General features: G+C 35.0%; 24 protein-coding genes and 1 other RNA gene. 16 read left to right on the top strand and 9 right to left on the bottom strand.

The genetic code is table 11. From position 1 onward, the window contains the following. Positions 1-15: 15 nt before the first annotated feature. From ssrA to ACICP9_RS06140, 3 genes are all read left to right on the top strand, one after another. Positions 16-423: a transfer-messenger RNA gene (gene ssrA / locus ACICP9_RS06150) on the top strand. Between the two features lie 173 nt (positions 424-596). Beyond that, a complete protein-coding gene (locus ACICP9_RS06145) occupies positions 597-1118 on the top strand; it encodes a glycine cleavage system protein R (protein WP_071662800.1) in 522 nt (173 codons plus the stop codon). A gap of 30 nt (positions 1119-1148) precedes the next feature. Next, a complete protein-coding gene (locus ACICP9_RS06140) occupies positions 1149-1613 on the top strand; it encodes a peroxiredoxin (RefSeq protein WP_071662799.1) in 465 nt (154 codons plus the stop codon). A 7-nt stretch (positions 1614-1620) separates the two neighbouring features. Here the strand turns inward: ACICP9_RS06140 and ACICP9_RS06135 are convergent, their stop codons facing one another. The 3 genes from ACICP9_RS06135 to guaB form a co-directional block, all read right to left on the bottom strand. Next, complete coding sequence (locus tag ACICP9_RS06135) at positions 1621-2697, bottom strand: AI-2E family transporter (RefSeq protein WP_395497607.1); 1077 nt, start codon at positions 2695-2697, stop codon at positions 1621-1623. Positions 2698-2809: 112 nt separating this feature from the next. After that, positions 2810-4381 carry a glutamine-hydrolyzing GMP synthase gene (gene guaA, locus ACICP9_RS06130; RefSeq protein WP_071662797.1) on the bottom strand — a complete coding sequence of 524 codons (1572 nt, stop codon included), beginning with the start codon at positions 4379-4381 and terminating at the stop codon, positions 2810-2812. A gap of 88 nt (positions 4382-4469) precedes the next feature. After that, on the bottom strand, positions 4470-5930 hold the full coding sequence (gene guaB / locus ACICP9_RS06125; RefSeq protein ID WP_395497605.1) for an IMP dehydrogenase: 1461 nt from the start codon (positions 5928-5930) through the stop codon (positions 4470-4472). 200 nt (positions 5931-6130) lie between these two features. On the opposite strand from guaB, the gene ACICP9_RS06120 reads away from it, so the two are divergent. Then, a complete protein-coding gene (locus ACICP9_RS06120) occupies positions 6131-6799 on the top strand; it encodes a hypothetical protein (RefSeq protein WP_395497603.1) in 669 nt (222 codons plus the stop codon). A gap of 20 nt (positions 6800-6819) precedes the next feature. Here the strand turns inward: ACICP9_RS06120 and ACICP9_RS06115 are convergent, their stop codons facing one another. Then, positions 6820-7314: a hypothetical protein gene (locus tag ACICP9_RS06115; RefSeq protein ID WP_395497601.1), complete on the bottom strand. Its 495-nt coding sequence runs from the start codon at positions 7312-7314 to the stop codon at positions 6820-6822. 149 nt (positions 7315-7463) lie between these two features. Between ACICP9_RS06115 and ACICP9_RS06110 the strand changes: the two genes are divergently transcribed. The 8 genes from ACICP9_RS06110 (at position 7464) to der (ending at position 15271) form a co-directional block, all read left to right on the top strand. Continuing rightward, positions 7464-8243 (top strand): glycerophosphodiester phosphodiesterase, encoded by a 780-nt coding sequence (locus tag ACICP9_RS06110; protein WP_071662793.1) that lies wholly within the window; start codon positions 7464-7466, stop codon positions 8241-8243. A 220-nt stretch (positions 8244-8463) separates the two neighbouring features. Continuing rightward, complete coding sequence (ndk, locus tag ACICP9_RS06105) at positions 8464-8895, top strand: nucleoside-diphosphate kinase (protein WP_395497598.1); 432 nt, start codon at positions 8464-8466, stop codon at positions 8893-8895. Continuing rightward, complete coding sequence (gene rlmN, locus ACICP9_RS06100) at positions 8895-10016, top strand: 23S rRNA (adenine(2503)-C(2))-methyltransferase RlmN (RefSeq protein ID WP_395497596.1); 1122 nt, start codon at positions 8895-8897, stop codon at positions 10014-10016. The genes ndk and rlmN overlap by 1 nt, the downstream gene beginning before the upstream one ends. 25 nt (positions 10017-10041) lie before the next feature. Continuing rightward, positions 10042-10839 carry a type IV pilus biogenesis/stability protein PilW gene (pilW, locus tag ACICP9_RS06095; protein ID WP_071662790.1) on the top strand — a complete coding sequence of 266 codons (798 nt, stop codon included), beginning with the start codon at positions 10042-10044 and terminating at the stop codon, positions 10837-10839. Between the two features lie 2 nt (positions 10840-10841). Further along, complete coding sequence (gene hisS, locus ACICP9_RS06090; protein WP_395497594.1) at positions 10842-12128, top strand: histidine--tRNA ligase; 1287 nt, start codon at positions 10842-10844, stop codon at positions 12126-12128. Continuing rightward, positions 12121-12750: a YfgM family protein gene (locus tag ACICP9_RS06085; RefSeq protein ID WP_395497592.1), complete on the top strand. Its 630-nt coding sequence runs from the start codon at positions 12121-12123 to the stop codon at positions 12748-12750. The genes hisS and ACICP9_RS06085 overlap by 8 nt, the downstream gene beginning before the upstream one ends. An 11-nt stretch (positions 12751-12761) precedes the next feature. Further along, the gene (bamB, locus tag ACICP9_RS06080; protein ID WP_395497590.1) at positions 12762-13922 is read left to right on the top strand and encodes an outer membrane protein assembly factor BamB; all 1161 of its coding nucleotides are present in this window, start codon (positions 12762-12764) and stop codon (positions 13920-13922) included. After that, complete coding sequence (gene der, locus ACICP9_RS06075; protein WP_395497588.1) at positions 13895-15271, top strand: ribosome biogenesis GTPase Der; 1377 nt, start codon at positions 13895-13897, stop codon at positions 15269-15271. The genes bamB and der overlap by 28 nt, the downstream gene beginning before the upstream one ends. Positions 15272-15299: 28 nt before the next feature. On the opposite strand, the gene ACICP9_RS06070 is transcribed toward der, so the two are convergent. Then, positions 15300-16100 (bottom strand): Dam family site-specific DNA-(adenine-N6)-methyltransferase, encoded by an 801-nt coding sequence (locus ACICP9_RS06070; protein WP_395497586.1) that lies wholly within the window; start codon positions 16098-16100, stop codon positions 15300-15302. A 176-nt stretch (positions 16101-16276) separates the two neighbouring features. Here ACICP9_RS06070 and ACICP9_RS06065 point away from each other — a divergent pair, with 176 nt between their 5' ends. After that, positions 16277-18556: a hypothetical protein gene (locus tag ACICP9_RS06065; protein WP_395497584.1), complete on the top strand. Its 2280-nt coding sequence runs from the start codon at positions 16277-16279 to the stop codon at positions 18554-18556. Here ACICP9_RS06065 and ACICP9_RS06060 read toward each other — a convergent pair. The 3 genes from ACICP9_RS06060 to hisC all read right to left on the bottom strand — a co-directional run bounded on the left by ACICP9_RS06060 (position 18546) and on the right by hisC (position 21033). Next, complete coding sequence (locus tag ACICP9_RS06060) at positions 18546-19331, bottom strand: class I SAM-dependent methyltransferase (protein ID WP_395497582.1); 786 nt, start codon at positions 19329-19331, stop codon at positions 18546-18548. The two genes, ACICP9_RS06065 and ACICP9_RS06060, sit on opposite strands and share 11 nt — an antisense overlap. Then, the gene (locus tag ACICP9_RS06055; protein WP_071662782.1) at positions 19328-19885 is read right to left on the bottom strand and encodes a class I SAM-dependent methyltransferase; all 558 of its coding nucleotides are present in this window, start codon (positions 19883-19885) and stop codon (positions 19328-19330) included. Before ACICP9_RS06055 ends, ACICP9_RS06060 begins: the two co-directional genes overlap by 4 nt. An 80-nt stretch (positions 19886-19965) precedes the next feature. Beyond that, complete coding sequence (gene hisC / locus ACICP9_RS06050) at positions 19966-21033, bottom strand: histidinol-phosphate transaminase (protein ID WP_395497580.1); 1068 nt, start codon at positions 21031-21033, stop codon at positions 19966-19968. Between the two features lie 58 nt (positions 21034-21091). Here hisC and ACICP9_RS06045 point away from each other — a divergent pair, with 58 nt between their 5' ends. Then, positions 21092-21880 carry a type III pantothenate kinase gene (locus tag ACICP9_RS06045; RefSeq protein WP_395497578.1) on the top strand — a complete coding sequence of 263 codons (789 nt, stop codon included), beginning with the start codon at positions 21092-21094 and terminating at the stop codon, positions 21878-21880. Positions 21881-21904: 24 nt separating this feature from the next. Here ACICP9_RS06045 and ACICP9_RS06040 read toward each other — a convergent pair whose 3' ends face one another. Next, positions 21905-22576, bottom strand: coding sequence for a YdcF family protein (locus ACICP9_RS06040; protein ID WP_395497576.1), 672 nt, complete (start codon positions 22574-22576; stop codon positions 21905-21907). A 586-nt stretch (positions 22577-23162) separates the two neighbouring features. Between ACICP9_RS06040 and ACICP9_RS06035 the strand changes: the two genes are divergently transcribed. Both ACICP9_RS06035 and ACICP9_RS06030 read left to right on the top strand, forming a co-directional pair. After that, a complete protein-coding gene (locus tag ACICP9_RS06035; protein ID WP_395497574.1) occupies positions 23163-24710 on the top strand; it encodes an IucA/IucC family protein in 1548 nt (515 codons plus the stop codon). Then, the gene (locus tag ACICP9_RS06030; protein ID WP_395497572.1) at positions 24707-25894 is read left to right on the top strand and encodes an MFS transporter; all 1188 of its coding nucleotides are present in this window, start codon (positions 24707-24709) and stop codon (positions 25892-25894) included. The genes ACICP9_RS06035 and ACICP9_RS06030 overlap by 4 nt, the downstream gene beginning before the upstream one ends. The last annotated feature ends 53 nt before the right edge of the window (positions 25895-25947 follow it).

Below are 25947 nucleotides of genomic sequence, written 5' to 3'. Positions count from 1 at the left end.
GTATAATAAACACTTGGGGGCGATCTGGCTTCGACGTCGGTTACAAACCCTAAGGTGCATGTCGAGGACGCAACTTTGCCTCGTTAATCATGTTGTAAATCTATAGTTGCAAACGATGCTAACTATAACGCTAAAGACGTTGCTATTGCTGCCTAATCGGTAGTTAATTTAGTAACGTTAGTGCTGCCTAAACAGCAGCCGGCGCCATGAACTCCATAGGCTTGTATGTGGAGGTAGTGGTCATAACTGACAAGCTCGTAGTCTAGCCCCTTCTGAGGCGAAAACTACTAAAATCAAACAGAATCGTCGGTCAATTCCCTGTCAATCGGAGATGGATCGATTAAACTTAAAGATTGTACTAAACATGTAGTGCCAAAGGCAGCGGGCTTGCGGACGTGGGTTCGATTCCCACCGCCTCCACCAGTTTTAAAAACGTTCTCTTAAGGATTTTGAGTTATCATTGAGGATATATAGATTTACGTAAACCTGAATCTAATATGAAAGTGAAGCCCAGCTAGGTCAATCTGATCCCCTAGTGACAACCTGCTTAAAAAAGAATAGACTACCGGCTCGTTAGAAAAACATGATTAATATTTATGGAAAACCTGGTTGTTGTTGTCCTAGGCCTTAATGAAAATCAGCTTACTGATCAAGTATTTCGAATGGTTGCTCATAGCGGTTGCCATATTGTTGATGCGCGTGTAAATACCACAGCAAAGCATGTGACTATGACCTTGCTGATTGGGGGAGCCTGGAATACCATTGCTAGATTTGAAACGCTCATAAAAAAATTCGAAGGTCATGTTTTAGTTGAGCGTACGCAAGTTCGTAGTGCACAACCGGATAATTTCCCTTATTCATCTTATATTGTTGCTCCCGATATACCTAATGTTTTAGCTAAGATTACTCATTTTTTATCAGAACAACAGGTAACATTGTATAATCTTCATATAGAATCCTATAAAGCCCCGATAACTGAAGCAGCAATGTTGGGAATTTCATTGTCTTTTGGTTTTCCGGCGCAACCGCCGCATTTAGTTGCAGATTTTCGCGAACATTTTATCGTATTTTGTGATGAACACAATTTTGATGTGGCTATGGAACCTCAAAAAAATTAAATCTATTTTCCTTTAATATGATTTGCCAATATGTTAGTTATAAATAAACCTGCACCTGATTTTAGTTTACCCGCTACTAGCGGTAAAATGATAGATTTAAAGAGTTTACTGGGTAAGAATGTGGTTTTGTATTTTTATCCTAAAGATTGCACCTCAGGATGTACGCAGGAAGGAAAAGATTTTTCAGAAAATTATAAAAAATTTGCTTCTTTAAATACAATAATTTTAGGAGTATCACGAGATAGCTTGAAGCTTCATAAAAAATTCAAGACAGAACAGCAATTTCCTTTTGAATTATTATCCGATGTTGATGAAAAAGTATGTCACTTATATAGCGTATTAAAAGAAAAAATGATGTATGGCAAAAAAACTCGCGGAATAGAGAGAAGTACTTTTTTGATTGATAAACAAGGTATTTTGTGTCAGGAGTGGAGACAGGTAAAAGTACCTGGTCATGTAGTAGCAGTTTTACAAGCAGTTGCTGAATTAAGTTAATAGGCCATTAACATAGTTTATTTTTATGTGTATGTATTTTTTTGTAAGAAATAGCATTTAGAATAGCTTTTACCACACTAGCTAGAGGTATAGCAAAAAATACTCCCCAGAATCCTAGTAAACCTCCGAAGATAAGTACAGCAATAATGATAGTTACTGGATGCAAATCAACTGCTTCAGAAAATAAAAAGGGTACTAATACATTAGCGTCTAATGTGATAATTAAAGTGTAAACTGCAACTAGATAGGCAAAATGCGCTGTCCATCCCCATTCTAAAAATCCGATAATAAGAACAGGAATAGTTACCATAACTGCTCCTATGTAAGGAATAATCACTGAGATCCCAACTAATACACTGAGTAATATCGCGTACTGGAGACCAAGTATTGCAAATGAAAGATAAGTAACTATCCAGACTATCAGCATCTCTAAAGCTTTCCCTCTGACATAATTACCTGTTTGGGCAAGAACTTCTGTCCAGATTTGAGAAATTAATCGACGCTTTTCAGGTAAATACTGAGTCAGCCAGGTGATTATTTTTTTTTCATCGAGTAAGAAAAAATAGACTAGCAAAGGGACTAATACAAAATAAATGGTAAAGGCAATAATATTGGGAATATAACCTAGTGAAGCAGATAATATTCCTTGTCCAGAATGGGTTAATTCAGCCTTAAACTGAGTAATCCATTCTTGAATTTGACTGGCAGATGTATAGCCTGGGTAACGAGTGGGAAGATACAAAAGTAGCGCTTGGCCTTTTGCAGCCATGGCAGGGAGTTCAGCGATTAAGTTACTTAATTGGCGAAATAATAACGGTAACAAACCCACAATTGCCAGGATAACTAAGCCCACAAAACTAATATACACTCCTAAAACCGCAGCGATTCGTGGTAAACGGAGCTTTTCTAAGGAGCTAATAGGCCATTGTAATAAATAAGCCATAACGACACTGACAAACACAGGAGCTAAAATTTTTCCTAAAGAGGAAAAAACGATAATAATAAATAATAGGAATAACCATAAAATAGCCAATTCTGGGTCAAGAAAGTATCGTGTAAACCAGTTTTTAATAAGTTGCAGCATAGTTTAAGTCGCTACTTCTATGAAGTGTGAATAAGTGAAGTCTATTGAACAGATAAGTTAAAGTCAAAGTATACTCTGTCAAAAATCTAATTGCTGTGAATATAGCTTGCTTTTACTCCCATTCTATGGTCGCAGGAGGTTTTCCCGAAATATCATAAACTACCCTGGAAATTCCACGCACCTCATTAATAATTCGATTTGATACAGTCTCGAGTAATTGATAAGGCAGATTAGCCCATCGAGCAGTCATAAAATCTATAGTCTCAATAGCACGGATTGCAATAATTGGAGCATATTGACGAGCATCTCCAATAACCCCAACAGAATTAATCGGTAAGAAAACACAAAAAGCCTGGCTTGTTTTATGATAATAATTTTGTCTACGAAGTTCTTCAATTAAGATAAGATCAGCTTTACGCAATAAGTCTACTTTTTCTTGGGTTACTTCGCCTAATATTCGAATTGCTAATCCAGGACCTGGGAAAGGATGTTTGTATACTAGATCGGGCGGCAAACCTAATTCTATACCCAATTCACACACTTCATCCTTAAATAGCTCACGTAAGGGTTCCAATAACTTAAGTTTAAGTGTATCTGGAAGCCCACCTACATTATGATGAGATTTAATAGCATGCGCTTTTTGAGTGCTTGTCCCAGCAGACTCAATGACGTCAGAATAGATGGTGCCTTGTGCTAACCAAGCGATATCTGAATGTTTACTGGCTTCAGTTTCGAATATTTCAACAAATAAATTACCAATAGCTTTACGTTTTTCCTCGGGATCAATTATCCCTTTTAAAACGTCTATAAAGCGCGCAGAAGCGTCGATTTTTACAACTGAAATATGCATATCATCTGCTAAAGCCTGTATCGCAGAGTCTTTATCAGTGATGCGCAGTAAGCCAGTATTAACAAAAACACATAGTAATTGCTTGCCAATCGCTTTATGTAATAATGCAGCTAATACAGTAGAATCGACACCACCTGATAGCGCAAGTAATACCTTTTCATTACCTACCTTCTTTTTTATTTCAGCAATCTCATGCTCTAAAATTTTAGGTGCTGTCCAGCTTGCTTGGCAATGGCAAATTTTTTCTACAAAGCGTGCTAATATTTTTTTCCCTTGGCGGGTATGTGTTACTTCTGGGTGAAATTGCAAGCCGTAGAAATCACGTGTGGGATCAGCCATACCAGCAATTGGCGTATTAGGAGTATTTAATATAAGAACAAAACCAGGAGGAAGTTGTTCAACATGATCTCCATGACTCATCCAGACATCTAACAATACATCTTTTTCATTTTGGGGATTATCTCGGATATGAGTTAATAGTTCAGTTTCAGCAGCCACTAGAGCAGGCGCATATCCGAATTCACGGTTGGCGCAGGACACGACTTTACCCCCAAGTTGCTCAGCCATAGTTTGCATTCCATAGCAAATCCCTAAAATTGGACAGCCTAAGCTAAATACTATTTTTGGAGCTCGAGGAGTGGTATCTGAAGTAACGGTTTCAGGACCACCTGATAAAATAATTCCTTTCGGCGCAAAAGCTAAAATTTCAGATTCTGAGATATCGTAAGGATAGATTTCACAATAAACATGCAATTCACGAATGCGTCGCGCAATTAACGGCGTATACTGTGAGCCAAAATCGAGAATTAATATGCGTTCTTTTGGGATTGTCATCTTAAGGTACACTCCGTTTTTATTCGATATTTAATTTTAAGGTTCATAAAAAAAGCTAGAAATTATTTTGAGAGTGGATATGAAATATTCAATCTTCTCGGTAATAATTAGGAGCTTCTTTAGTAATTGCCACATTATGAACATGACTTTCTCTTATGCCGGCAGCGGTAAGTTTTATAAATTGCGCTTTTTTATGGAGATCGGCAAGATCGACGCTTCCTGTATAACCCATGCCAGCCTTAACTCCACCTAATAAATGTTGAATAACTGTTTGTAAAGGGCCCTTATAAGGTATTCTTCCTTCTATGCCTTCAGGAACTAGCTTATTTACTTCTAAAGTTTCTTGAAAATAACGATCCGATGATCCTTGTTGCATAGCTCCTAAAGAGCCCATACCACGATAGGCTTTGTAAGGTTGACTTTGATAAAGTTCAATTTCTCCGGGTGCTTCTTCAGTGCCTGCGAACAAGCTGCCTATCATGACTGCGTGTGCGCCAGCGGCCAACGCTTTACAAAGATCGCCTGAATAACGAATCCCACCATCAGCAATAAGAGTTACGGGTTTTCCTTTTAAGGCTGCACAAACATTCATGATAGCGGTAATTTGAGGGACACCGACACCCGTTACTATTCGAGTTGTACAAATAGAACCTGGCCCTACACCTACTTTTATAACCTCTGCACCTGCAGCTGCTAAAGCTTGTGCCGCATCGGCAGTAGCAATATTTCCGGCTATGAGAGAAACGTCTGGATAGACAGTTTTTAACCATTTGACCATATCAATAACGCTTTGGGCATGACCGTGTGCGGTATCAATACAGATTATATCTGCGCCAGTTTCAATTAATGATGTTGCACGCTCCTTAGCATTAATACCTATGCCTACAGCTGCACCTACGCATAACTGACCGCGTTGATCCTTAGTTGCGAAGGGTTTTTCTTTGGTTTTCTGCAAATCTTTTGCTGTCATCAATCCTCGGCAACGAAATTGTTCGTCGACAATCAATATTTTTTCTAAACGATGACGATTCAGTAAACCTATTATTTCTTCAGGTGCCGCTTGTTCTTTAGCTGTAATAAGTCTTTCTTTAGGCGTCATAACTTGAGAAGCGGGTTTATCTAAGTTTTCTTCGTAACGTATATCTCTATGTGTGACTATACCTACTAATTGGTCCTTTTCGATAACGGGTATCCCTGAAATCGAGTAAGTTGCCATCAGCTTGAGTAATTCGCGTAAAGTCGTTTCCGGTGCAATAGTGATAGGGTTTCTTACCATTCCATTTTCAAAGTTTTTTACCTTTCTAATTTGTTGAATTTGAGCTTCTATGGACATATTTTTATGAATAATGCCTAAGCCCCCTTCTTGAGCGAGTGCTATAGCAAGCTTAGCTTCTGTAACGGTATCCATGGCTGCAGAAATTAACGGGATTTTTAAATTTATTTTAGAAGTTAATTGTATTTCCAGGGATACATCTTTAGGTAAAACCTTTGAGTGGTTGGGAAGTAATAGAATGTCGTCAAACGTTAACCCTTCTTGAATCATTTTCATAATATAAGTAAATAATAAAAACTAAATAAAATTGCGTAGAAGGTACCTTATACTCCCCCTTGAAGTCTAGTGGCCGTAAAATAAAAAACCATATTTGGTCCAGAATACGCTGGCTTTTATTATCTATTTTTAGTTAACTACTTGAGTTAAAATAAGTTTTTTAAGCTTAATAAATATCTCTTACAAGGAGACTGACCATTATGTCCCAGGCATTACTTCAACGTAATTTAGATACTCCCGGTGCAAGACTTAAATATTTACGCTCAATTTTACGGCTTACTAGAGCATATATAGAAAAAAAATATAAATTGCCTGAAATTACTTTGAAATCTTGGGAGAATAGTATGATAAAGATTTCAAAAAATGGCATTAAACGTTGTGTAGCAGTTTATAAAAATGAAGGTTTAATAGTTGATGAGTCTTGGATAGCTGACGGCAAAGGATTAGATCCTACCGTTAGGCTTTCATTAGGTCATTATTTTGCTATGCCTAGTGAAATTGTCAATTTACCTATTGATGCAGATGATGAGATTGCAATGATGCGAGATGCCCAAGAGTTTCGAGATCGTTATGCGAATGCGGTAGTCATGATTGTTTCTAATGATGAAATGAGTCCTCAATATAGAGCGGGAGATTATGTGGGTGGGAGATTAAGATACAGCAATGAATTTGACAAAATAGTGAATAAGGACTGTATTATTTACTTGAAAGATGGGGGCCAATATTTTCGGCGGCTGTTTAAAGATTCTTTAGGTCGGTTCAATCTGGCCTGTTTAAACCCTATGGGAAGAACGGCAGAGCCTATCATTTTTGATGCAGATATAGAGTCTGCCGCAGCAGTTATATGGGTCCGGAGAAAAGATGAATAATGGTAATAGAGAAATAAACTTCAGTTCAAAATATAGTTAATTTCTCTTTCAATAATTTTGCTAAGGTCATTTTTAAGTCTTATAAGTTGAGTATAGTATTTGGTGAGAAAACTAAAGTGATTAAATTTAGAAACTCCAGTGGCGAGTACAATCATGTAGTTTATATGATGTTGTTTATGTATAAGCATTAAGCCATTTTTCATGCCATGTAATGATCGTTGTCTCATGACTTCTTTCCCAAACGAATCGATATAGTCTATTTCTGAAAAAGGTATAATTTTTCTTTGAGATAATTTTTTAGCCTTTATTAAAGGGTCTTTATTAGTTATTTGATTTTTATCGAAATAAATTTGCCATTCTAGCCTTGAAATAAGGGAAGTGATTTTTTTTTGGCCATAATCTTCTATGCCAACAGAAAAATAATCGATGGGGGGGAGGTTAACGTTATTAATATAATCAAAAAAGGTAGATCGTGTAGACTCCGTAGATATAGGAGTATAATGATATTCCTTCATGGAAAAAAGACCTCATTGGACAAAGATGCAGGTAAGCTTTAACCTATTATGAGTTAGTATTTTAAGGCTTTACATGCTATAAATGAGGAATATTTTATCATATTTCTTTATCAAACAAAGATATTTATACTTAGTATTATGGAATTTGTATGTTTCCACTTTATCAGGTTAATGCAAAACCGCTTGTTATTGCTCATCGTGGAGGAGCGGGATTATGGCCTGAAAATACCTTATTTGCATTACAGGAGGCAGCAAAACTAGGAGCAGATTTAAGTGAAATTGATATTCATATGACTAGGGATGGTGTTTTAGTCGCTATTCATGATGAATCAGTCGATCGTACAACGAATGCTAAGGGATTAGTGCAAGATTTCACATTAGCAGAATTGAAAAAATTAGATGCAGGATATCGTTGGACTAATGATGAAGGTCATACTTTTCCTTTTCGAGATCAAGGAATTAAAATTCCAAGTTTAAATGAAATCTTTACTGCTTTTCCAAAACAAGTTATTAATATAGAGATAAAGCAGAATGATCCACCTATTGTGGCTGCATTAAGAGAACTTATAAATCAGCATAACAAAACTAAACAGATATTAGTGTCTGCTTTTAATTCGCGTACTATGAAAGTGATGCGTAGACTTTGTCCTAAGATTGCTACAGCGGGGACACAAGCTGAGGTGGATCGCTTTTCAAAATTGAGCAAGCTGTTTTTAACGCGCCCTTTTTTATTGTCTGCTACAGCCCTAGAGGTCCCTTATGAGATAGTAACTGCACATTTTGTAAAGGCAGCACATAAAAAAAATATACGGGTGGACGTTTGGACTGTCAACGAAGTCGAAGAAATGGAAAGGGTATTAGCTTTAGAAGTAGATGGTGTATTAACAGATTTTCCGGATAGGTTGCTTAATTTGGTTCGCAAGGCTTAAGTGAGCTTGGGTTAGGTAGATGGCATTCAAAAGAAGCGTCTAACCTAATTTTGAAATGCGATCGGGTTAGAAGCTTCTAGGATATTCCCCAAAAACCTCAAAACTCCCATTAAAAAGCAATAGACATATAAAAGCCTATATGTGCCTGGCTATTAAGTCTGTATAATACTTTCTATCCTTAAAAATAGATAATTTGTTAGAACAAAAGTAAGAGGCATTTATGAGCATTCAAAAAACCCTTTCTATTATCAAGCCTGATGCGGTTAGAAAAAATTGTATTGGCGAGATTACTAAAAGATTTGAAGATTCGGGGTTAAAAATTATTGCAGCTAGGATGGATCATTTGAATAAAGATCAAGCTGGGAAATTTTATGAAATCCATAAAGACAGGCCTTTTTTTAATGAATTAGTTGAGTTTATGTGTTCAGGGCCCGTGATGATACAGGTTTTAGAAGGGCCTAATGCGATTCTAAAAAATCGTGAATTGATGGGTGCTACAGATCCTAAACAAGCATCCACAGGTACAATTCGAGCTGATTTTGCAGAAAGTGTAGGCCAGAATGCAGTTCATGGATCCGATAGTATTGATACGGCTAGGCAAGAAATAGCTTTCTTTTTTACATCCGATCAATGTTTTGGCGGTTCTGAATAATGAATGCACCACTTAAAAATTTACTCGATTTTGATCGAGAAGAAATGCAACTTTTTTTTCAAGGATTAGGAGAAAAACCTTATCGAGCACAACAGGTTTTAAAATGGATTCATCAAATAGGTATCAAAGATATCGAAATGATGAGTAATTTAAGTAAGCTATTGCGTAACCAACTAAAATTGATAGCACAAATCGATTTACCGGAAACTGTTTTTGAACAGAAGTCGGAAGATGGGACTAGAAAATGGTTATTGCGACTTAGTGATGGTAACTGTATCGAAACAGTTTTTATACCTGAGGTCAATAGAGGAACTTTATGCGTTTCATCACAAGTAGGTTGTGCATTAAATTGTAGTTTTTGTTCAACTGCGCAACAAGGATTTAGTCGTAATTTAACCGTAGCTGAAATAATAGGACAAGTATGGTTGGCAGTGCGGAGTTTATCTGATGAATCTTTACGCCACGATCATACGGTGAGTAATATTGTGATGATGGGGATGGGTGAACCTTTATTAAATTTTGATAATGTCGTTAAAGCAATGAATCTTATGATGGATGATTTTGCTTATGGTTTTTCTAAGCGACGGGTTACTTTAAGTACTTCTGGTGTAGTTCCCGCATTGCGACGCTTATCAGAAATAAGTGAAGTGGCACTTGCGGTATCCTTACATGCGCCTAATGATGAACTAAGAAATCGTCTAGTCCCTATCAATAAAAAATATCCTCTTTCAGAGTTGTTAGAGGTTTGTCGGAATTATTTTAAAGGAGATAGTCGAAGACGTATCACTATGGAGTATGTCATGTTAGAAGGAGTTAATGATCAACCCGAACATGCACGGCAGCTAATTAAAATTTTAGAAGGTATACCAGTTAAAGTAAATTTAATTCCCTTTAATCCGTTTCCTAATACGATTTATCGTCGCTCTTCTTTGGCGGTAATTGAAAATTTTAAAAGTATTTTAATGAGGGCCGGACTGAATACGATAACGCGAAAAACTAGAGGGGAGGATATTGATGCCGCATGTGGTCAATTAGTAGGTCGCGTTCAAGATCGGAGTTACCATAGCAGGCAACATCAAAAAGTGATTCCTATTTTACTTAAATCATTAGCTGCAATTTAATGGAATTAAAAATAACGGAGGATAAATGGTATCGATATTAAAGCAATTCATCATCATTTTTTTTATAATTACGTTGACGGCCTGTAGTATTTTTTCTAAATCAAAAACTCAGCTATCGGGTTCTCAAGCGTCCGATGTTAATGTACAGCTAGGTCTAGCTTATTTACAAAATGGTGATGTGCAACGCGCACATCAGAAATTATTGCTTGCTGAACAGCAAGCACCTGGATCCTTGCAGGCACAAGGTGCCATGGGCTATTTTCTAGAAACTACAGGAAATCTTTCTTCTGCAGATGCTTACTATCGTAGGGCGATAGCACTTAATCCAAAATCCGGTGCCGCACAAAATAATTATGGTACTTTTTTGTGTCGCCGCGGTCGTTATTCTGAAGCAGATCAGCATTTTTTATTGGCATTACAGGACCCGACTTACCTTAACACAGCGCAAGTCTATGAAAACGCAGGTTTATGTGCTATGCAGATACCGGATGCTAGAAAAGCAATGGGTTATTTTACTCAAGCTATTACTCAAGATCCTAAACGTGCGTTGTCTTGGTTGGAATTAGGAAGAATAAGTTATCAAACAAAAAGCTATCAACAAGCTCAGCAATATTTAGATCATTATATGCAGCTCGTTAAAGAGCCTACAGCCAATGCTTTATGGTTGGGTGCTGTTTTAGCCAGAGCTTTAGGGAATCCAATAGCAGCAGGTAGTTACACACTAATGTTACAAACAAGATTTCCTAATTCTGATGCCTATAGGGCATTAATACGAACACCTAAACCAAAACCCAAACAAAAAAGCAAACAACTTTATTATTAATTATGGTAGAGAAAATACAAGCAATACGGGGTATGAATGATATTCTGCCCATGCAAATTTTTATTTGGCAGAAAGTTGAAAGTATATTGCGTAAACTGACCAAGCAATATGGATATCAAGAAGTTCGTTTACCTATAGTTGAAAAAACGGAATTGTTTAAACGTTGTATTGGCAATGTAACTGACATTGTTGAAAAGGAGATGTACACTTTTATTGATCGTAATGGAGATAGTTTATCGTTAAGACCTGAAGGGACTGCGGGTTGTGTTCGTGCCGGTATAGAACAAGGTTTACTTTATAATCAAATTCAACGCTGGTGGTATTTGGGCCCTATGTTTCGGCATGAGCGACCGCAAAAAGGGCGATACAGACAGTTTCATCAATTTGGCGTCGAAGTGTTTGGTATAGCTCAACCATATATCGATGCAGAATTAATTTTGATGACAGCGCGGCTTTGGGATGAATTAGATTTAAACCATCAATTAAGCTTGCAAATAAATTCGCTGGGGTCATCGGCAGCACGCAAGGCACATAAAGAGAGTTTGGTAGATTATTTTACACAACATCTAAAGTATTTAGATGAAGACTCTCATCGTCGATTACAGACCAATCCATTACGTATATTAGATAGTAAAAATCCTGATATGCAGGAGCTTATTGAAAAGGCCCCTCAGTTACTTGATTATCTTGATTCCGAATCTCACCAAGACTTTTGTATTTTACAAGAAATACTCATTAATGCAGATATATGTTTCAGCATTAATCCTCGTTTAGTCAGAGGATTAGATTATTACAATAAAACAGTTTTTGAATGGGTGATTGCCGGTGAACGGCAAGCTGCGCAAAATACAGTTTGTGCAGGAGGACGTTATGATAATCTGGTAGAACAATTGGGTGGGCATGCAACTCCAGCAGTGGGTTTTGCTATAGGTTTAGAACGCTTAATTAACTTATTACCTAAATTAAATTCGGCGACATTTCTCGCAATGCCAGATTTATACTTTATTACGATTGGCGATATTGCTATACAAAAAGGATTGATTTTAGCAGAATATTTGCGTAAAAAGTTAACAGCTATCAATTTGATACTTGATGTGACTGGAGATGGAATTAAATCTCAGTTTAAACGTGCAGATAAAAGTGGGGCGCGTTTTGCTTTAATTTTAGGAGACGATGAAGTAAAGTCTGACACTTACATTATTAAAAATTTAAGGGAAAAAAGTCCACAAGAAATCATACCTCAAGATCAAGTGATACAAAAATTGCAGGATTATTTAGCCTATGAATGAATTAGTTGCAATAGAACAAGCTGAATATGTAAAAAAATGGTGTCGTGAATACGGGTTTGGAATTTTAATAGGCATTATTTTTGCTGTTTTTATTAGTTGGGGTTGGAATTATTGGCGCCAAGCAAAAGAAAATAATTTACTTAAAGCATCGATGCAATATGAACGCCTAATAGCAGCGATAACCACGAGTGAAAATACAGTTATATTAAATAAACTGGCAGATGGATTGTTAAAAAATTATTCATATACGCCGTATGCTTCCTTGGCGGCTTTACAGTTAGCCAAACTAGCAATTAATCAAAATAATTTATCTGATGCTGCGAATAGATTATTTTGGGTTATCGATCATGGTCACAATCACGCTTTACAATCTATCGCACGGTTACGGTTAGCGAGAATTTTCTTAGCACAAAATCAGGCAAAAGAAGCCTTAAATATACTAGCTAAAAATGAAGATAAGACTTATTTTCCAATCTTTTTGGAAGAAAAGGGAGATATTCTTAATAATTTAGGGCATAGCAAAGAAGCATTGCAAAGTTATTTAGCGGCTAAACGAGCTTTTGGAAATAGTATTGGGCGACCTCTATTAGAAATGAAAATTAATAATTTGGCTTACGTTTGATGAGAACTATAATGACTAAAATTTATGTTCATTGCAGTATTTTTTTGTGCTTGTTATTTTTAACAGGTTGTGCAGGTTTAGGCGATGATAATACCCCTGTTCCAGCACCTTTGACTGCTTACCCTTTTCAATTTCAACCCGTATTATTATGGTCTAAAGCAACAGGCAGGGGTATGGATGAAGATTATCTACGGTTAAGTCCAGTCATTAAAGGAGACCAAATTTTTGTTGCGAGTAAATCCGGTCTTGTTACTGCTTTAGAATTAACTCGTGGCCATAAATTATGGCAAAAAAATATTAAACAAATTATAACGAGCGGCCCAGCAGTCGGTGAAGGGGTAGTGATCGTTGTTACCAAGCAGCCGCAAGTAATTGCTTTAGCAGCGGATTCAGGAGATATTTTATGGCGAGCAATATTGCCAAATCAAGTATTAGCCCCTCCCACAATCGGAAAAGGTCGAATTATTTTTAAAACGGTAGATGGGCAAGTAATCGCATTAGAGTTACAAAACGGTGAGTCACTATGGGCTTACGAGCATGGTTCACCACTGTTAATTCTAAGGCCGAGTAGTGCCCCACAAATTATAGGTAATAAAGTTGTGGTAGGTTTTTCTGATGGTAAATTAGCTGCGCTGAACCTAAGAAACGGCAGTTTATTGTGGGAACGAACGATTGCATTTCCACAGGGAGTGACTGCCGCTGATCAATTAATTGATATAGCGGCAGATCCTTTATTATCTTGTGATGTAATTTATGTGGTAACTTATCAAGGTCAGCTAGCGGCTATTTCTTTAAGATCCGGTCAAATTTTATGGCAACGAAATTTCTCAAGTTATTCGGGTCTTACTGTTGGCAATAATTTATATATAGCTGATACCAAAGGCGACGTCTGGGCCTTTGATCGTTCTACAGGTGAGTTGATTTGGCGACAACAGTTTTTAAGACATCGTGGTTTAACTGCGCCAGTTATTTTTGGAAATAGTTTAATTATAGGAGATCAAGAAGGCTATATTCATTGGTTAGCTCAATCTGATGGACATCCATTAGCAAGAGATCTTGTTCATGATAATGCTAGTATCATAGCTAATCCAGTTGTGGATTATCCGATAGTATGTATCTTAACCAGAGAAGGTGGTTTATCTGCGTGGACTCACGCTACTTTACCTGTATGACCACTTCTTCTTTGCCAAGTATTGTTCTTGTAGGCCGACCTAATGTAGGAAAGTCGAGCTTATTTAATCGCTTGACGAAAACTCGGCACGCTTTAGTGGGAGATATTCCCGGTTTAACTCGGGATCGACTTTATGGAAAAGGAGTCGTAGGAAATCGACCTTATATAGTGGTAGATACCGGAGGATTAATTGGGAGTAAAGAAAAAAATATCACTTTTCTAATGGAACAGCAAACCCAACGTGCCATCAGAGAGGCTGATCATGTTTTATTTTTAGTCAGTGCAAGGGAAGGTCTGTCCACATTGGAACAGCAATTAGCACAATTATTACGTCGACTCAGTAAAAAAATTACATTGGTTATTAATAAAGGTGAAGATTTAGAGCCGGCTTTATTACAAAGTGAGTTTTCGCTATTAGGTTTTGATGCAGCATCACTTTCTATTATTTCCGCAATTCATGGCTACGGTATTCAAGAATTAATGGAAAAAGTATTAGGTTATTTTCCTAATATTGAAACCTCAACCACTGAACCAGCATTGACAGAAGAAGCTGTTATTTCAAGAATAAAAGTATCGATTATAGGGAAACCAAATGTAGGTAAATCAACCTTGTTAAATAGAATTTTAGGTGAAGATCGAGCCATCGTTTTTGATCAACCAGGGACCACACGTGATAGTATTGCAAATGATGTTGAGTATCGGGGAAAATTATATACCTTCATTGACACAGCGGGAATTCGTCGAAAATCAAAAACAGTACAAAATATCGAAAAATTTTCTGTCATTAAAAGTTTGCAGGCTATCGAGGCAAGTAACGTTGTTTTATTGATAATTGATGCGCAGGAAGGCATTAGTGAGCAAGACTTACATCTTCTAGGTTTTATTCTAGAAAGTGGAAAAGCACTCATCATTGCTGTAAACAAATGGGATGGTTTATCAAAAGAACAAAGAGATCAAGTCAAAAAAGAGTTGGATCGACGTTTACAATTTGCACCATTTGCTAAACTTATTTTTATTTCCGCACTTCATGGAACGGGTGTTGGTAATTTATTTACATTAATTCAACAAGCTTATCGATCGGCAACACAGAGTTTATCTACTTCACAGTTAACACGCTTATTAGAACAAGCGGTTAATGCACATCAACCGCCTTTGAGTCGTGGGCATACTGTTAAGCTACGTTATGCTCATCCCGGAGGGTATAATCCTCCAATAATTCTTATTCATGGCCAATATGCTAGTTTTTTACCCGAATCTTATCGTCGCTATCTAGAAAATTTCTATCGCAAGTCACTGAAAATTATTGGTACTCCAATTCGGATTGAGTTTAGGGATAAAATGAGTTCGTAGTTTTCTCCTAAAAGAGATATTATATCTTTTAGGAGAAAATTGCTAAGAGCTCCTTAGCTTTTTTTCGTTCTGACCCTTTGCTACTAATGTTGCGTTGCACTATTAATGAAACAATAGTTGCACTTTTATAAATATCTCGCGTAAATTCTGTATCATGATTAGAAATTATTACCTGAATGCCTTGTGAGGCTAAATGTTTTGCAGTGTTTGCTAAGAGCACTTGTTGTGTGTGACTAAATCCTTCCGATGTATATTGAGTAAAATTTGCGGTTTTAGATAACCCGACATAAGGAGGGTCACAATAAACTACATCTCCTTGCTTAACGTACTCCAGAGTAGATAAAAAATCTCCATGGATGAATTTTGCTTTTTTTGCATGCACATAGAAATATTGCATTTCTTTCTCAGGAAAATAGGGAGTTTTGTAGTAGCTAAAAGGAGTATTAAATTCACCTTTTCGATTAAACCGAGCTAAGCCATTGAAGCAGTGTTTATTTAAATATAATAATAAAGCAGCTCTTTTGCGGCGCTCCTTACTATCATTAAATAAACGACGTAAGCGATAAAATGCGTCAGCATTATTTAAATTTTCATGAAAAAAAAGACGACAATAATCGATAAAAAACTGACCTTCTTGCTGAAGATATTTATATAATTGGATTAAATCAAGATTGTTATCACTTAATAGATAGGCTGGATAAGACGTATTAAGAAAAACAGTGGCTGATCCTAAAAAAGGCTCTATTAAACGATCTTTTTTAGGTAAATAGGGTTTTAATTTATTGAGAATGCGATGTTTATTTCCTGCCCATTTCAAAAAAGATTTCATATTAAACAGAGTCTAAACGAAATAAATTATAAAAAAAAGTTTTAAATTTATTTAAGAATAATTAAAAATTATTAATTATGATAATTAAATTTACAAAAAAATTAATATATACTAATAATAAAAAATTATAGATAAAAAACTAGTATTATAATTTACCAATTCCAAAAGGAGCTCATATGGACGAACAAGTTTCCATTACAAGAAAAGAACCTCGGGAAGTAGGAGTGACATCCGAAATTGGTAGAAACAGTTCTCTTTCTAGAAGCTTAGTAAGACAAATAAGTTTATCAGGGCCAGGTTCAGAGGGTGAAAAATCACTGCTAAAAAAGAATCCAGTTTGGTTCGTAAGTTCTAAAGCAAAAACTCCAATTTTTAATGCTTGTCTCAGTTCTTTAGATGAAGTAGTGGCTACGCCTTCTTTCAATGTAAGTGTGATTAAAAGTGCATGTGACCAAGACTGTAAATTTTTTGATGATATTAATAAAAGTAAATATGTCGGATATATCGATGCTGGATTGGCAAGTCTTGGTTTGTTTGCTGTTTCGATAGGTATTTATGTTATTAAATATTGTAAATTACGTGAAATAGAGCGAATGAGTCATTATTTTTATTTTAGCCGATTATTCAAAGCAGATGAAGAAGCTATTAAAAAGAAAATGGGTGAAATTGTTCAGGAAAGTAATGAGATAAAAAAGTGTATCACATACGAGCATTTATGTGCTGCAGCCTACTTTTATCCACCAGATATCCCAAAAATTGCATGCTGGAGACGTCGTTTTTTTGCTTTTGGGAAAGAAAAAAAGCAACTGAAAGCATTAAATAATTTTTTGAAAGAAAATACAAAAAAAGAAATGCTTGATATGTTACACAAAAAAAGCACAGAAAAAGTATGTCAATTATTGAACAAATCCAAAGCAAATAAATTTAAAATAAGTTTATATAAAAATAATTGGATTATTAGCTTGACGAATGGATATGCAGATAATTTTTTTAAACATGTAGATTCTTTAATCAATCATAATTCGAGAACAACGCTAGAAAAAAATAAAGCTAAAAAAAATAAAAAATTTATTCCTCCTATTTTGGCTGCGTTGGGACAGGCTAGTTTTATTTATTGGATTTTAATGTTTATTTTTTGCTTTATTCCTGCAGCTCCTGTTATAACTACTGCGTTGATTTCGATCCTCCCTTTGATTTTTGCTTTTTGTACTGCTTTACCGCTACTGTTATTTTTAAATATAAAAAATGTTCTCGAGATAAATAATACTAATAAAAACATGACAGAGGCTGCTATAAATGAAGAAGATAAACACATGATTGAAAAGAAATTAGTGGACTTAAATAAACAAACCATATTTTTAAAATATTTGGAAAATAAAGAGGCTAACTCCACTATAGAATTAAAAAACTCCCCTTTAATGACTGATTTAAAAGCAGTACTTAAAAATCGTCGTTTTAATAAATATCATGCCAGATGTGTGGCTTTTCTTGACGGTTGTTTTTTACCGTTGTTTGCGGGCTGGTTATTCCTAGACGGAACTAAAGTTATACTGACTTATGCCCTTTGTCCTGCAGCAGTTCCATTAGCAAGCTTTACACCCATAGGCCTTCTAGCAACTGCAATCATAGCCGGAGTCATTCTTCTAATGGGTATCAGTTATGGTATTTATTCAGCGTATAAAGCGAATCAAGTTCATGAAGTTAGATTTAATGACTTACAAAATAAGATTAAAGTATTACAAGATAAGGTGCCTACTAAAAAGATATTAAATAAATCATTAAGAGATTATGATCGTGTATTACGTCGTTTCAGCGATGAGCAACCCCTTTGGACCAATATTAAGAAAGGCTTAAGTCGATTTATAATAATCATCAAACGTTTAGGTACTGGAAGTTTGGTTTTTCGTCTAGTTATATGGAGTCCTATAACGGCAGCAGTTGCAGCCTCTACTATGGTACTGCCCACTTTTTTCCCTATCATTTTAATGATAGGAACAGCGATAGGTGCATGTGCTCTAGCAACTTGGTATTTATATGCTTACAATCTTGAAAGTAAAGCCGCTCAAGCAGGAAGAATAGTCGAGCATTTAGTGCAAAGTGAACAACTAGCTTGGATTGACAAACAATTACCAGCGATACTATCTGAAGAATGTTTAAACTTACATGAGTCAAACTCAAAAAACTTAACAGTAGCACCCGATAAAATAGTTAACTGTAAAAAAGAGGATACGCCCACAGAATGTTTACAAGATAATGTTTCTTCTACTGCTAAAAGTATTAACTCAGCTGGGGTTAATGCAATGACAATTCAAACTGAAACGGGTATACAAAAAAATAATAGTAATTCAAGTTTGCACGCAGGATTATTTGCTAATATTTCTCCCTATATAGAGAATAGGAATCAGAATAGCGATATAGAGCCTGATTTAAGCCGCATAGTTGTTCCTAGCTATTAAAAAAATGAGTTAAATAGACGTCTAAACGATGTTGTTTCCCGAGTAGGCTATGATGAGGTTTTATATCTGCTAAATAACCAGACAAGCGTGGTCGTTTTACTACGACCCGTTGTTTTGCATAGGTGATTGCTAATTTTAATAAGCTAGAGGCATCATTATCATCACCAACAAGGAGTCGAAGAAAACGTATTTCCTTTTTAGCTAATGCAGATTTATTAGAATGAGGATACATAGGGTCGAGGTAAATAATTTCAGGCGATGGGTGCATACGGAGGCTTATTTGCTTTAAATAAATAAGCGCATCAGTTTTTATTAGTTTAATTGACAAGGGTAAAAATTTTGGGTGATTTAAGGCGCGCTTTAAAGCATCTTCCAATAAAAGAAAAATTGTCGATGACCGTTCCAATAAAGTGACGTGGCAACCTAATTGAGCTAAAACAAAACTATCGCATCCAAAACCTGCTGTCGCATCTAAAACGACAGGTTTAAAATTCGGTTTTAATCCAATTGCCTTCGCCAATAGTTGCTTTTGATTTTGAAGATAGCGTAACCGGTAAGCTAGTTTTCCCTGAAGAAAATCGATTTTTAACGAACCCAGTCCTTTTTTGACATCCTCTAAGTATAAACCTGTTGAGCGTAAAGCTAGGACATAATCAAAGTTTTCTTTTTCAAAATAATTTATATAAGGTAAAGTGTTTTTTTTTGCTAACTCGAGTGCGGTAGATAATAAAGAAATTTCAAGGCTAGTTACTGCAATAGAAAGAGGAATATTCATTCGTGACGAAATACATCAATACGAGCAGGAGGTAAATTTTGCCATACCCATTGTTGGTGGATCAATTTTAGTTGTGGGGAAGGGTATAAAGGCTTCCCCCATAAACTATAGGTATACTGAATATATAAACCGTCTTTTATTAAAACCCGATTAATCTCAGTACCAATTTTATTTACAATAGAAGGAGATAAGGTGCGTAAAGGTAAACTAGAAACGATAGCTTGTATTGGGGTAGAGGTAGATTGATTAATTAGTTTATGTAACTGGCGGGCATCTCCTTGGATAATGCTTAATTCAGGAAAGCGCTGCGTTAAATGATTAGAAAGTTTTTCCGATCGCTCAATAACGATAAGTTGATGAAAAAGGTTTTTTTGATTAATTAGAGCAGCTGTAATAGCACCTGTTCCGGCCCCCAATTCAACGACCACCCCAGGTGGATTAGCTGATATTTGTTGGGTTAAGCTATAAGCAAGTCTTTTCGAGCTGGGAAATAATGCTCCCACCATACTAGGATGCATGACAGCTTCGAAGAGAAATAGAGTAAAGGCCCTCATTATTTTTTATCCTGATGAAGTCTATTGTTTTAATTATTCAAAAGCTTATTTTAAATGAAAAGCCCTTATCTAGATAGCACTTACCCCAATTGGAGGGTCGATTTAACTAATATTTTTTCTAATATGCTTAAAAAGTATTGGTTTTGCTTCAGGGTACCGATAGAAACCCGTAAAAAGTTACATAATCCATAGTCAATCAAAGGTCTAACGGATATACCAGATAATAAAAGTTGCTGATAGATCGGCCAACTAGGTGACTTTAAATCTATACATAAAAAGTTAGTATAAGAAGGTAATGTTTCTAAACCTAAATTTTGTAAGCCTTTGGAGAGTTGGGAGTGTCCTTGTCGATTCAATGAACGGACTAAATTAATATGCTCTTGATCTTCGAGGCTAGCTTCTGCTGCGGCTAGTACAACAGCGTTAATCCTGAAAGGTAAGGAGCTAAAATTTAAGATAGAGGTTATTTCAGGCCGGCTAATGGCATATCCTAGTCTCAATCCCGCTAAACCGTAGAGTTTGGAAAAGGTCTTAAGGATAATTAAATTAGAATATTGCCTTAACAATTGGATACTATTTGGGTAATCATTTGCTTCAACATATTCAGCATAGGCCTCATCTATCACTACTAATGTATTTTTCGAGATATGTTTCAATAGATATAACAACTCTAATTTATTCATATAATTGCCAGTAGGGTTGTTTGGATTAACAATAAAGATAATTTTGGTCGTAGGTTCTATTGCTTCTAGTAAGCTTAGTGCTGAGATATGGGACAGTGAATTTTTAGCGATTTTAATTTTTACATTTGCTTTTTTTAAGATTTTTGAAATCCCTGTAAAGCAAAAATTTGGAATAACAGCTGAATTTAATGGGCCTAAAGTATTATTGACAATAAGTTCTAATAAACTTTCTGAGCCATTGCCTAGAGTAATATTTTCAAGGAGAATATTTAAATGTTTCGCTAGAGATTTTTTTAAAGAGAGCCCATGGCTATCTGGATAACGATGGCAGTTAAGCAGGGCCTTCTGACCCGCAGCTATCGCAAGGGGGCTTGCACCTAAGGGATTTTCATTAAGATCGAGCTTTATAATTCCAACGGATTTTATTGGACTAAAATTAGAGTTTTTCTTTGATGAGATTGTCATTGGGAAGATACTTTAAGTATAGTGGGTTAGTTATTTTATACTCTTTTAGGTTTAATTTATGCTGTTATGTTTGGATGTAGGCAATACGCACATGTTATGTGGTGTATTCACTAAAGAAAAACTTATTTTACGTTTTCGCTATGCGACCCCTTTATTGGGAACAGCCGATCAATTCGGAATTTTTTTAATAAATATACTTAAATATAATAAACTGGACCCTTTGAAAATTAAGGCGGTTGCTATTTCTTCTGTAGTTCCAAATTACGATTATACGTTGCGACGTAGTTTTTTCCAGTATTTTAAAGATGCTGATTATTTTATCTTACAGCCGGGCGTTAAAACAGGCTTAAATATCCGCTGTAAAAATCCAAACGAAGTAGGAGCTGACAGGATTGCGAATGCCATAGGAGCAATAGCTTCTTTTCCTGAACAGGCACTCATTGTTGTTGATATGGGGACGGCTACGACCTTATGTGCCATTACCAAGGATCGAAATTATTTGGGCGGTGCTATTTTGCCAGGGTTACGACTTTGTATGGAAGCCCTAAGAAATAATACCGCTAAATTGATGACTGTGGACATAGAAATGCCCAGCAGTTATATGGGTAGAACAACACGTGAAAGTATACAAAGTGGTCTTTATTATGGGCATTTAGGATCACTTAAAGAAATTATTTTAGGGTTTAAAAAAGAAGTTTTTCATGGTGAAGCCGTCAAAGTCATTGGTACAGGTGGTTTTGCTCAGCTTTATGAAGAAACCTGTTTATTCGATACACTTATTTCAGATTTAGTTTTACAAGGCTTACGTAAAGCATATGCATACAGTCAAATAGAAAAAAATAATTAAATTAATCAGATTTTTTATCTGAAGTTATTTTTTGTTCCATCCCAAAAAATTATAAATATAAAAACGGAATATTCCTATATTTTCGTGAATTGCAAAATCATTCATCGCAAAGTTGTAACCTAATGGGAATTTAGAAATTGGGATAGTAATAAAATCTGAAGGAATAGGTTTTGGATAAAGATTAAAAAAAGAAAAGTATAAAAGTGCACGTTTTAAAGCTAATGCAGAATTAACTAATAACAGTTGTTCGCTAAATTGTTTTTTTAAGAGAGTACTAGAAAATTTAGCATTTTGATAAGTATTTTTACTTTGAGTCTCCAATTGAATATCTTTGGAATCAACGCCTAAAGATAATAAACTTTCTTGATAGGTTGTTGCTTCTGATTTTCCATGATGTAATGGGTCGCCACCGCTAATTAGAATATAACAGCTTACCTTAGCTTTTTTACATTGCTGATAAATTATTGCAGTTTCTGCAATTCTTGAAAATGCCAATATGCTGGGTTTTATTTTATTCGATCTTGGATCTTTACTGGTGCCTCCCCCTAATAAAATAATGGTGTTAGTTTTTTTCCATTTGATAGGAGTAAATTGATTATAGGGTGATTGTAAATTGTGTAATAGATAAGCAGGGAAAAAGCCATCACCTATAACGAGATAACTTAAAACTAAAATTGATCCTGTTATTAAACTCATTTTTTTATAATTAAATAGACTTAAGACAACACATATTAGAATTAACAGAAACATAAAAAATGTTGACATATTTAAGTTTTACTTAATCTGTAAAAAAACATAAAGCATATATTAAAAGATAAGAAAACCAAATAGTTCAGTTGGAATTCTTGACTCAACTCTAAAACCATGAATAATAGCTATCTTAATATATATTATTGGAATATTTAGTAGTTAATTACTACTCAGATAATCTGATTTGGCTTCTAAGGAATGAATTATGCATGTGATAGACAGGATATCTGCTCAAGAAATAAACTTCAATGAGCAATACAAGCTTTATTCAAAAACTTTTAATCTTTCAATCAAAGAATGTATTTCCGAAGTCAATAAGCACTCTCTAAAACAATTTTTATTGGCATTTTTACGGGAAGCTATTTTACCCTATCATTATCAAAATGCTACTGTAATTTTTGATCTTCAACGATCCAATTATTTTATGTATGTTACTAATGTTAAATTACAGTCACTTTTACGTTTTACAAATTTTGATAATGTAATTTTGAAACATAAACCAACAAGTTTGAAACAAATCATTAGTGACCCCATGAAATTATTGCAAATAGCAAAAGAGGAATTAGAAAATATTTTAAATATGGATCAGTGGTATAAATTTTCAAATGAAGTTGCAAATCACCTTCAAAATTCTTTACTTACTACCTGTAAAAAATATAGTATAAGAAAATTATTTGAGACCGACCAAAAAAAATCTAATGATCCGTATAATGTTTTTTTAAAATCCCCTAAGCATATTATTAATAGTTCATTAGAATTTGAACAATCGGTATTTATTGGGCATCCATATCATCCTTGTGCAAAAACAAAAATATGGTTTTCTATTGAAGATATACTAAATTATTCCCCTGAATTTAGCCCTCGAGTTTCAGTTATTCTAAGTGCAGTCCATAAAAAATATGTGCATATACAGAAATTGAGCGATAAACCAAATTTTGTTGACTGGTTTGCTGAATATTTTCCCGATATCTATGAAAGTTGGATGAGAAGATTGCCCAGTCTACATTTAGATGAAAATGATTATATTCCTTTTCCCGTCCATCCTTGGCAAGCAATTAATATTATACCTAATTTATTTTTGGATTATTTAAAAGAAAAAATTATTTTTTTATTTGAAAACATCAAACTGGATATGAGTCCAACTTTATCTTTACGTACCTTAGTACCTATTGAATATTCGCATGCACCCTATATTAAATTTTCAATTGCCATTCAAGCGACAAGTGACATGAGACCTTTAACAAAAGCTTCGACTGAGAATACGCCTAAAATGACTTATGTTTTAGAAGAAGTTTTAAAAAAAGAAAATTATTTCTCTCAGAAACTATTTATTTTGCCTGAATATTATGGGTTAAATCTAAAAGATATTCCCGAGGATAAATCAAAACATTTTACTGCTATTTTTAGAGAAAATATTAACAAATATTTATTTAAAGGCGAAGATGCTGTTACAGTTGCTTGCTTGTTTGAGGATTTTTATCCAAAAAAAATAAATTTGTTTATTGGGTTTCTACAAGATGCAGGATTTTTTACAAAACAGGATGCGCTCAATTACTTTAAAAAATATGTTGACTTAGTTTTGAATGGATATTTAGATCTTTATTTATTATATAGTATAGCTTTAGAAGGCCATCAGCAAAATACGCTAGCTATTTTTGAAAAAGGACAGATTAAACGGTTTATAACAAGAGATTTAGATGGAACTAGAGTTTTCGCTAATACTTTAAAATTTCAGAATGACAAACTTAGTAATCACCTTACAGAACCATTTAGAGATAAGATACATGTTCGTAACTTATTATTGCATACGGTTTACCAAATGCATCTTGGAGAGCTGGTTTTATTAGCTCGATATTATAACTGCGAAGATATTTTTTTTTGGGAAATAGTTCGAAAAGAAACAGTTTGCCGGTTTGATAAATTGAAATATAGAATGGATCCTGAAACTTGGGAAAATGAATTTGATGCTATTTTAAAAACGGATTGGCCAGTAAAAGCATTAATGCGTAGGCGTTTGGAAAAGCAACATATACAAGGAGGTATGTTTTCTCATATAGCTAATCCATTAAATTTTAAATGAGCAATTTGAAAGGTTATTCGTGGCGTAACCAAATAAATTTAATCATTGTTGCACAGTTTATTGTAATAGCCGTACTGGGCATGAGTGATCCATACTGGCCGCTTATTTTAGCTTCTTTCAATTCATTTGAGGCAACTACTTTGCAATATTGGAGTGGAGCAATATATATGGCTCCACTATTAGCAATTATATTTACTACACTATTTTGGGTAAAAATTGGGGAGCGCATAGGTTATAAAAAAATGATTTTGCGCGCTGGATTTGCTTTGGCAGCAAGTCAATGGGCTTTAATTTTTTTCCATAAGCCCTTGCTAGTTTTTTTGATACGATTAATTCAAGGGGCTTTTGCCGGATTTACAACAGCAACGCAGGTATGGTCACTTTCGATAGCACCTATTAATGTACACAGCCAAATTGTAGGTCGTATTCAAGCTGCGACAGCTGGAGGAACGATTGTTGGCCCAGTTTGTGGTGGAATTTTGGCAAATTACTTTGGATATTTATCTATTTTCATTACAGCAGGATTTACTTGCTTATTAATTTCAATCGGATTAATTTATTTCCTTGAAGAAACTAGAAATAAACAATCTTTAAAAGGTAAATTAACAAAAATAAAAAAAATTTGTGCTAATGAACGCTTTTTATTATCATTAATTTGTTTGACGCAAATTGCAAAATGGATGTCCAAACCCTTTTTTGCTTTATATGTGGCAAAGCAGTTACATGCAAGTACGTTAACTTTAGGTTTAATTTATGCATTAATTGCTTTGGCTATGTCTTTAACAACGCCCAGTGTAGGCTGGATTGTTGACCGAAAATCTCCTAGGTTTGTCTTTACCAAGAGTGCTTTGATTATTTCTTTTTTATTATGTGGCGCAGTTCAATGGTGCTATGCCTACATCTCACACGCCTATTGGGCTTTTATTTTGAGTATTGTGTTGGGAATAAGTTTAGGAATTATTGCACTATTGTTATTCAGCTTTTTGCTCAAAGGTGCTGAGGAAAGTAGTAGAGGAAAATTAGTAGGGTTAGCAAATACGACGTTAAAGATTGGAAACCTATTCGGCATTATCATAGGAACTATTGTGCAAGCTCAGTATAATTTTTTTATAAGTTTTTTATCTATTGGTTCTTGTTATTTTGCTTTAGCGGTTTTAACTACGCGCTTTAAACAAACCAATTAAATAATTTGATTAAATAAATATAATTCTTTTATTAAAGCTTGTTTTATTTTTTC

Origin of the sequence: Rickettsiella endosymbiont of Litargus connexus (assembly GCF_964277335.1) — a bacterium.
Taxonomy (GTDB): domain Bacteria; phylum Pseudomonadota; class Gammaproteobacteria; order Diplorickettsiales; family Diplorickettsiaceae; genus Aquirickettsiella; species Aquirickettsiella isopodorum.
The sequence above is the reverse complement of the archived record's forward strand: the minus strand, read 5'-3'. Positions and strand labels throughout refer to the sequence as shown.

Bases quoted from the DNA above. Each gene is read 5' to 3' on its own strand.
- ACICP9_RS06040 (WP_395497576.1), bottom strand. From the start codon at position 22,576: ATGAGTTTAATAACAGGATCAATTTTAGTTTTAAGTTATCTCGTTATA.
- hisC (WP_395497580.1), bottom strand. From the start codon at position 21,033: ATGACAATCTCATCAAAGAAAAACTCTAATTTTAGTCCAATAAAATCC.
- ACICP9_RS06055 (WP_071662782.1), bottom strand. From the start codon at position 19,885: ATGAGGGCCTTTACTCTATTTCTCTTCGAAGCTGTCATGCATCCTAGT.
- ACICP9_RS06045 (WP_395497578.1), top strand. From the start codon at position 21,092: ATGCTGTTATGTTTGGATGTAGGCAATACGCACATGTTATGTGGTGTA.
- ACICP9_RS06070 (WP_395497586.1), bottom strand. From the start codon at position 16,100: ATGAAATCTTTTTTGAAATGGGCAGGAAATAAACATCGCATTCTCAAT.
- ACICP9_RS06065 (WP_395497584.1), top strand. From the start codon at position 16,277: ATGGACGAACAAGTTTCCATTACAAGAAAAGAACCTCGGGAAGTAGGA.
- guaA (WP_071662797.1), bottom strand. From the start codon at position 4,381: ATGACAATCCCAAAAGAACGCATATTAATTCTCGATTTTGGCTCACAG.
- guaB (WP_395497605.1), bottom strand. From the start codon at position 5,930: ATGAAAATGATTCAAGAAGGGTTAACGTTTGACGACATTCTATTACTT.
- bamB (WP_395497590.1), top strand. From the start codon at position 12,762: ATGACTAAAATTTATGTTCATTGCAGTATTTTTTTGTGCTTGTTATTT.
- pilW (WP_071662790.1), top strand. From the start codon at position 10,042: ATGGTATCGATATTAAAGCAATTCATCATCATTTTTTTTATAATTACG.
- ACICP9_RS06145 (WP_071662800.1), top strand. From the start codon at position 597: ATGGAAAACCTGGTTGTTGTTGTCCTAGGCCTTAATGAAAATCAGCTT.
- ACICP9_RS06035 (WP_395497574.1), top strand. From the start codon at position 23,163: ATGAAATTATTGCAAATAGCAAAAGAGGAATTAGAAAATATTTTAAAT.
- ACICP9_RS06120 (WP_395497603.1), top strand. From the start codon at position 6,131: ATGTCCCAGGCATTACTTCAACGTAATTTAGATACTCCCGGTGCAAGA.
- ACICP9_RS06110 (WP_071662793.1), top strand. From the start codon at position 7,464: ATGTTTCCACTTTATCAGGTTAATGCAAAACCGCTTGTTATTGCTCAT.
- hisS (WP_395497594.1), top strand. From the start codon at position 10,842: ATGGTAGAGAAAATACAAGCAATACGGGGTATGAATGATATTCTGCCC.
- rlmN (WP_395497596.1), top strand. From the start codon at position 8,895: ATGAATGCACCACTTAAAAATTTACTCGATTTTGATCGAGAAGAAATG.
- ndk (WP_395497598.1), top strand. From the start codon at position 8,464: ATGAGCATTCAAAAAACCCTTTCTATTATCAAGCCTGATGCGGTTAGA.
- ACICP9_RS06085 (WP_395497592.1), top strand. From the start codon at position 12,121: ATGAATGAATTAGTTGCAATAGAACAAGCTGAATATGTAAAAAAATGG.
- ACICP9_RS06140 (WP_071662799.1), top strand. From the start codon at position 1,149: ATGTTAGTTATAAATAAACCTGCACCTGATTTTAGTTTACCCGCTACT.
- ACICP9_RS06060 (WP_395497582.1), bottom strand. From the start codon at position 19,331: ATGAATATTCCTCTTTCTATTGCAGTAACTAGCCTTGAAATTTCTTTA.
- ACICP9_RS06135 (WP_395497607.1), bottom strand. From the start codon at position 2,697: ATGCTGCAACTTATTAAAAACTGGTTTACACGATACTTTCTTGACCCA.
- ACICP9_RS06030 (WP_395497572.1), top strand. From the start codon at position 24,707: ATGAGCAATTTGAAAGGTTATTCGTGGCGTAACCAAATAAATTTAATC.
- ACICP9_RS06115 (WP_395497601.1), bottom strand. From the start codon at position 7,314: ATGAAGGAATATCATTATACTCCTATATCTACGGAGTCTACACGATCT.